At 65.3% G+C, this 7,240-nt stretch carries 7 protein-coding genes and 1 pseudogene; 2 read left to right on the top strand and 6 right to left on the bottom strand.

The features are described from left to right. The 5 genes and pseudogenes from AC3AYF_RS13875 to AC3AYF_RS13855 all read right to left on the bottom strand — a co-directional run. Positions 1–1,123 (bottom strand): annotated as a pseudogene (locus AC3AYF_RS13875) (membrane-bound PQQ-dependent dehydrogenase, glucose/quinate/shikimate family); the annotation flags it as partial. A gap of 113 nt (positions 1,124–1,236) precedes the next feature. Then, positions 1,237–1,761, bottom strand: a complete 525-nt coding sequence (locus tag AC3AYF_RS13870) for a retropepsin-like aspartic protease family protein (RefSeq protein WP_295039004.1) — start codon at positions 1,759–1,761, stop codon at positions 1,237–1,239. Further along, positions 1,754–2,023 (bottom strand): DUF3253 domain-containing protein, encoded by a 270-nt coding sequence (locus AC3AYF_RS13865; RefSeq protein WP_295039006.1) that lies wholly within the window; start codon positions 2,021–2,023, stop codon positions 1,754–1,756. The genes AC3AYF_RS13870 and AC3AYF_RS13865 overlap by 8 nt, the downstream gene beginning before the upstream one ends. A gap of 6 nt (positions 2,024–2,029) precedes the next feature. Next, positions 2,030–2,653, bottom strand: a complete 624-nt coding sequence (locus AC3AYF_RS13860) for a YbhB/YbcL family Raf kinase inhibitor-like protein (RefSeq protein WP_295039007.1) — start codon at positions 2,651–2,653, stop codon at positions 2,030–2,032. Between the two features lie 152 nt (positions 2,654–2,805). After that, on the bottom strand, positions 2,806–3,504 hold the full coding sequence (locus AC3AYF_RS13855) for an extensin-like domain-containing protein (protein WP_295039008.1): 699 nt from the start codon (positions 3,502–3,504) through the stop codon (positions 2,806–2,808). Positions 3,505–3,756: 252 nt separating this feature from the next. On the opposite strand from AC3AYF_RS13855, the gene AC3AYF_RS13850 reads away from it, so the two are divergent. Next, positions 3,757–4,533 (top strand): EAL domain-containing protein, encoded by a 777-nt coding sequence (locus tag AC3AYF_RS13850; protein WP_295039010.1) that lies wholly within the window; start codon positions 3,757–3,759, stop codon positions 4,531–4,533. Positions 4,534–4,611: 78 nt separating this feature from the next. Next, complete coding sequence (locus AC3AYF_RS13845) at positions 4,612–5,958, top strand: GGDEF domain-containing protein (protein WP_295039012.1); 1,347 nt, start codon at positions 4,612–4,614, stop codon at positions 5,956–5,958. 34 nt (positions 5,959–5,992) lie between these two features. On the opposite strand, the gene madM is transcribed toward AC3AYF_RS13845, so the two are convergent. Beyond that, the coding region (gene madM, locus AC3AYF_RS13840; RefSeq protein ID WP_487779878.1) for a malonate transporter subunit MadM at positions 5,993–7,240 on the bottom strand (1,248 nt) is incomplete at its 5' end.

Below are 7,240 nucleotides of genomic sequence, written 5' to 3'. Positions count from 1 at the left end.
CCACCGGAGGCGACGTGGCGTAGTAGCCGCCGGGCGCGAAATCGCCGATGTTGCGGGTCAGGTCGACCTCGCCATCGACACCGAAACCGGCACAACGCTCGCCGCTCTGGGCATCCAGCGCGATCAGCCTGGCATCGGCCGTCGGCAGGAAGAGTCGGCGCGGGCACAACACGTCCGTCTGGCCAATCGACGGCACCAGAGGCATGACAGGGCCATCGTCGCGCTCGGCAGCGCCATTCCCGGTCGCCGCGCCATCCTCGTTCGCCGCGCTATTCTCCGCCGTATCGGCATAATCGGACACATCGTAGTAGGCCACACCGCGGCAGGTCATGTGCGCCCAGCCGGAGAAGTCGTCGGCGCCCATCCTGCTGAGCTCGGGATCGAAGGTCCACTGGACGTCCCCGGTCACGGGCGACACCGCTATCACCCGGCTATGGGAAGTGCACAGGAAGAGACTGTCGCCCACCTTCAGCGGCGTGTTCTCGTTGGTGATCTCCGGTGGCGAGGTGGGCGTCGCGATGTCACCGGTGCGAAGGCGCCAGGCTTCCTGGAGCTGCCCGACATTATCCGGCGTGATCTGGTCGAGAGCTGAATAGTGCGTGCCGGCATTGGTGCCGCCGTAGGCAGGCCAGTCCTCTCCCGCCACCTGCGCCTCGTTGATCACCTGCGCCCTGCGTTCGGGATCGAGCCGCTCCTCGATGGCGCCCGGCGCGGTGAACTGTGCGACCACCGCCACCCCGACCGACAGGCCCACGGCGACCGACAGCGCGCCGCTACCCAGCGGCGAGGCCACCGGCTTTCTCCACCACGGCAACAGCAGCAGGATCCCGAGCACGCAGGGCAGCGCGACCCGCGGCACCAGTTGCCACCAGTCGAACCCCACCTCCCATAACGACCAGGCCAGCGTCGCCAGCAGTAGCGAAGCGTACAGCAGCAGCGCCGCCGGATGGCGACGAATCAGCAACCAGCCGCTTGCCAGGAGCCCGAGGCCGGCGAGCAGGTAATATCCGCTGCCACCCAGGGCGATCAGCCATCCCCCGCCCACGATCAGGATCACGCCCATGACCGCCATGACGGCGCCCAGGGCCCAGGCGGCGAGCCGATACGGTTTGCTCGCGCTCATGTCGATGGCACTCCCCTCGCTAGCCAGCGTTCCCCGTGGGAACATCGATGCCGCCGTCGCTCGAACACGGAGGTCTTTCCTCCCGCGCCACGGCTCCCCCAGTATGGCTCAAATCAAGTATCGGGCGGGCCGACGATCATCTGACTGCCGCGTATCTGGATATCGAACCGCCCCAGGAAGCTCATGCCGAGCAGCACCACATCGTCACCGATACCCGCATGGATAGAACCGGGCACCTGCCGGGCGATCAGCCCTCCCAGCCTCACACTCTCCAGCGTGGTCAGGTTGCCGCTGACCCGGCCGTTGGCCGTGGTGAACATCACCTCCGGCCCGGGCTCGATCTGCAGTGTGCGGGCGAGAGCGCGCGAGAGCGAGACGTAGGTGGCACCGGTATCGATCAGGAACGTCACTGCCTTGCCATCGACCTCCCCCGGCGCCACGAAATGCCCCTGGGCGTTGCGCTCCAGCGTGACCGGCGTCTGATCCATGAACGCCGCGGTCGCCAGTTCCGCATTGGGGTGGTCGCGCCGCTGCTCCACCCCACGAAACCACCAGCCCGCCAACAGCAGTAGCAGTATCCAGAACAGCACCATCATGCCGATGCCGGTGCGACGGACACCCCGAGAGTCGTCACCCATCGCGATGGGCCGGCGCCTGCAGCCGGATCGCCCCGTGCCAGGGCGCTTCCGGCGACAGCGCCCGCCCTCGCTGGAGCACGCGGAGACACCCCTCGCGGACCAACTCGCGCGAACAGGCGCGGATCGGCGCCATCAGCGGCCGCCAGTCGTCATCCAATTGACGCGCGACCTCGGAGGGGCAGAAAGTCTTGGCCGGCCCACGCGAGTCGGCCAGCGCCAGGATCGCGCGACGCAGCGTCGCCGGGTCGGTTGACGGCGCCATGGCGGCTCAGAGCAGGTCCGGGTTGAGGGTGTAGGTCCCGGTCACGCTGGATTCGGCCAGCACATGACCCGCCATCGCCTCGCGCACCTGTTCGCCGGTGAACTCCCCTGCCAGTCCCAGCGTGGGAATGTCCAGCGCGAACAGACTGAACGTATAGCGATGGACGATCTCGTCGTTCCAAGGCGGACAGGGGCCGTCGTAGCCACCATAGACGCCCGCCATGTCAGGGTCGCCGGCCAGGAATCCGGTATAGCCGTTGATGCCGCTGATACCCTTGGCGGTCTGCCCCGGCGACTTCCCCTTGGGCACCACCCCATCGGCCATCTCGCCTTCCTCCAGCAGATTGACCTCCGCCGGGATGTCGACCAGTACCCAATGGTAGAAATCGACGCGCGGCAGATCCGCCGGCAACGTCTTGCCTTCCTGGTTGACATCGTCAGCGACACCGGGCACGTCGGGGTCGGTCACCAGCATCACGAAGCTGCGCGTCTCCGCAGGCGCATCCAGCCAGCGCACTTCCGGGTTGCGATTGTCGCTGAGGCGCATGTGCTGCTCCGGATCCGGAACGGCGAAAGCGAAGGTTGCCGGAATCGGCTTGCCTTCCTCGATACCCTTGATGGTCAAACGCATGGACTGCTCCTCTCGGTCGGAAAACAGAATCGGATAACAACGAACGCCTCGTCGATCTCGATGACGAGCGCATCCGCGAGAGATATCGACAACCTTAGGTGTCTGCGGGGATTTTGTCATGACCGCAGCAGGTAGGGCGCTGAGCGAAGCGATCAACGGCAGAACGAGATACCCCGCATGCCGAGATGGAAATGGTTGGCATGGGCGGCGTTGTAGTCCGGGCCCAGAGTGGTTCCGAAGTAGTGACAGGCGCCCTGCTGGGCATCCTCGAGGAACCGGCCGCGCTCGCCCCCGTCCCGCCAATCGTCGAGCACGCTGATACGGCGTCCATCCTCGAGCCCGAAGGCGGCGACGTCCAGCGCCGACGCCGTGGCATGCTCGCTTCGCCTCGCGTTCTCCCGGTGATAGATGTTGCGACAGGCGAAGGAGCCATAGTGCCGGACCCTGGCGACCCGCTCGCCGAAGATTCGCTGTGACAGCGGCTGCAACTCGTGCTGCTCGTACAGGGTCCAGGCCAGGGCCAGGGGGCAACTGGCGACGAAACTGGCATTGAAGCTGACCTGGGTGTGGACCACGCGCACGACGTTCTCCAGCGGGCAGCCAGCGGCTGGCGTGTAGTCCGCCAGGGGGACGTAACGAATGTCGGGGGCAGTATCGAGTGCATTCAGGCAGGCGTCGCGATCGCCGGATAATGCTTTCAGCTTCCAGTGCGTGACTGGCGTCACGGGATCGCTGACCACCAGTGGCGCCAGAGGATTCCATTCCCGCGGGACTTTCCAGACCCCTTTATCGAGAGCGACGCCCAGCGCGATCAGCACGATGAGGAATAAAGTGGCCGGAGACGGTTTCATAGACCTCGCGAATTGAACAAGGGATTCATCGTCGGGCGGCAGCGCCCGTTCTCCCGTGGCACGGCCGTCGTCGTTCAGCGACGTTCATCGCACCGGGTTTCACACTTGCCTACCAAATCACTGCTATTCGAGCATAGTCATCTATTCTAAGCTTAGTTAACTTGTCCACGCTTAATGACTTGTCGGGACCGCAATGGAGTGCGTCGCCGGCGAGGCTGATCATGGCAGTGCATGTCGTCAGGGAGGACAACGATGCCGGGCTGTGCCAGACACCAAGACGCCTGCGGACGCTGCGACGCGCCGCTGAATTTCGATTTCACCATGGCATTCCAGCCGCTCGTCGACATCGACGAGAGCCACATCTACGGCTACGAGGCCCTGGTCCGGGGCCCCAACGGGGAGTCAGCCGCGTCCGTACTGGCGAAAGTCGACGACAGGACACGCTATCGCTTCGACCAGGCCTGTCGCGTCAAGGCGATCGAAATCGCTCACCGGCTGAATGCCCAGGGCGTGCTGTCGATCAATTTCCTACCCAATGCCGTCTACGAGCCCGAAGCCTGTATCCAGGCAACGCTGGCGGCCGCCAAGCGCGTCGGGTGGCCGGTCAGCCGGCTGTGTTTCGAGATCGTCGAGAGCGAGAGCGTCACGGATCGGCTCCACCTGCGCAATATCGTGGCCAGTTACCGTGCCATGGGCATGAAGACGGCGCTCGACGATTTCGGCACCGGGTATGCCAATCTCGACCTGCTCACCGACATCTCGCCCGACACGCTGAAGATCGACCGCCAGCTGGTCAGCAACATCGATGCCTCGCCCCGAAAGCAGATAGTGATTCGTCATATCGTCGACCTGGCACGGCATCTCGACATCAGGCTGGTGGCCGAAGGGATCGAGACCATGGAAGAAGCTCGCTGGCTCTACCGGCACGGTATTGCAAGGCAGCAGGGATACTGGTTTGCCCGACCGGTCACGGAAAGACTGCCCGTCTGCCCGGACTCGCGCTTCGCGCTGGTCAAGGGAAGGTACTAGTCGTCGCGGGACGCTCGGTAACTCCATCCACCGTACGGACTTACGGTATCCTGACTTATGACTGCATCGAAAAAGCGATTGTCACGACAGGCGGAGGCAAGCCCCTCTACCCCGGATGGACTGGATACGCTGAACATCGCGGCACTGATCTACCGGCTCGACGACGGCGTCCCGTTACTGGTCGACGCCAATGAAACGGCGAAACGCCAGTTGCGCCTGGACGGGCGCTTCCCCATGGCCGATCCCTGGCAGTGGCTCGATGGCGGACGGTATCCGGCCGCCGGCCGCGATCATCCCGCCCTGATGAACGTCGCCCCCACCGCCTCGCGTCGATGGCACAGCTTCCACATCCGCCAGCACCGGCAGCCACTGCTGGCCGTGAAACTCAAGGTTTCCCCGCTGGAGGCGCCTGGCGATACCGAACCGGGGCACCACGTGTTGATCGCCATTGGCGAGATAGCCGCCGACAATGCCGAGCCGGGGCTGCTGGCCCAGCACCAGCCTCAACTGCGCCAGGTCTTCGAGAACCTGCCCATGGGCGTCTGCATGATCGACGCGGGCGGGTATTTGCGTCAGGTCAACCGCGCCTTCTGCGAGTTCTTCGGCTACCCGGAGAGCGAGCTTCTCAACGCCCACTTTCGCAAGCTGCTCCCCCCGCAGAGCCGACAGGCGGCCGAAAAACGTCATGCCGCCAGCTTCCCCAACGCCTTGAACCAGCGCCGCTCGCTGGAGGTTCGGCTTCACGACGGCGCCACGCGAACCGTGATGCTCGAGGACACCATCGGTCGTGACGAGCGGGGTAACCCCCAGCGAATCGCCTTTCTGGTCGACATCACCCAACGGCGTGATCTCGAACGTCGGCTGGAGGAGAAAAACCGTCGCCTCGAGTATCTGGCGACGCGCGACGACCTGACGGGACTGCACAACCGTCGCATGGGCTGGGAGCTGCTCGAGCGGGCGCTGGAGCGCGGTCAGCGACTGGGCGACAAGGTCGCCGTCGCGATGCTGGACCTGGATCATTTCAAGGCGATCAACGATCGCCACGGTCACGCCGTCGGCGATACGGTACTGAAGGAGTTCAGCCACTTCGTGGCGGGCGCGCTGCGCTCGAGCGACACGCTGATTCGCTGGGGTGGAGAAGAGTTTCTGATGATTCTGCCGGGTGTCGACCGCTTTTCGGCACAGGCGACGGTGAACCGCGTGCTGGCGCAATTGCGACACCGTGTCCTGAGTCCGCTGGAGCTGCGCGTCAGCTTCTCCGCCGGTGTCGGCGAGCACCGCCAGCAGACCTCCAAGGGGCTGCTGGAGGAGGTCGACCTGGCGCTCTATCAAGCCAAGTCCGCGGGTCGCGGCTGCGTCGCCATCGCACCGGTCCCGGTCTCTCGATCGGGACGGCGTCTCGACCAGGCGTTCTCGTCACCGTAGCGAGGCGACCGGCTCCCGGCCGGCCGCCCTAGTCTCAGAAGATCGCTCGCACGGCGAGAAACAGCACCGTCGGCGCCAGCAGGATGCCGAGACCGGTGTAGAACGTCGCGGTCATCGCACCGTAGGGGACCAGACGCGCATCGGTGGCGGCCAGGCCCGCCGCCACGCCACTGGTGGTCCCGATCAGGCCGCCGAAGATCATCGCCGAGCGCGGATTGTCCAGGCCGATCAATCTGGCGGTCAGCGGTGTCGCGATCATGGTGAGAATCGACTTCACCAGACCGGCGGCGATCGACAGCGCGATCACTTCCGAACTCGCGCCCAGGGTGGCACCGGTCACCGGCCCGACGATGTAGGTCACCGCTCCGGCGGCAATGGTGGTGATGTCCACCGGGTCGGTGTAGCCGAAGCCGATCGCCACCACTGCCCCGGCGACGAACGACACCAGTACGCCGAGGAACAGCGCGATCACGCCACGCAAGCCGGCTTTCTTGATCTCCTGGAAACGCACGCCGTAGGCGGTGGCGATGATGGCCAGGTCGCGCAGCATGCCGCCGCCCATCAGGCCGAGGCCGGAAAACAGCGTCACGTCGGAGAGCCCCTTGCTGCCGCCGGTGGACACGCCACCGACATACGCCAGCGCCAGGCCGATGATGATCGCGATCGCCGAGCCGTGCAGGCGGCCGGCGGAGAGCTGACCGCCTTGGGTATTGAGGGGAATCTCGCCGTCGCGCGCGATGCGGGCACCGCCCTCGATGAAGGAGCCTCCTTCGCCCTTGCCGCAGAAGCCCAGGGCTTCGAGCCAAGCCAACGTAATGAAGCTGAAGCCGTCGTAGAGCTGCGCGCAGTCGACGTCCCGGGGCGCCAGATCCGTACGCTCCCACAGCATCGCGGCGGCGTCCCGCAGCGCCATCGTCGTGAGATCGTCCCACTGGTCCCAGGAAGGCCGACCCTTGAGAGCGGTTCCGACGGACTCCACGGTGAGCGGTGGCTTGCGACAATCCCCGGCCGCGTCGACGTGGGAAACGATCATCGCGGTGCAACCGTCCACCGGCACGTCGCAGTCGTACAGGCAGAAGGGGTACGAGATCATCCGCGCCGCGAGGTAGTCGGCCATCGACATCGGGTCTCGGTAGATCGCCTTCGGGTTCACGCCCGCGTTCTTGCGCGCATTCAGCGCGATCTGCGCCAGCTGTTCGCGCGTGGTTCCAAACTCGTGGAAGTGACGCTGGGCCATCATCGCGATCCACACCGCAGCGGAGGCTGCACCGTAGGGCAGTGT

Source organism: Salinicola sp. (genome assembly GCF_982684285.1).
Note: the sequence above shows the minus strand (reverse complement) of the source record. Positions and strands in the feature narration are given on the sequence as shown.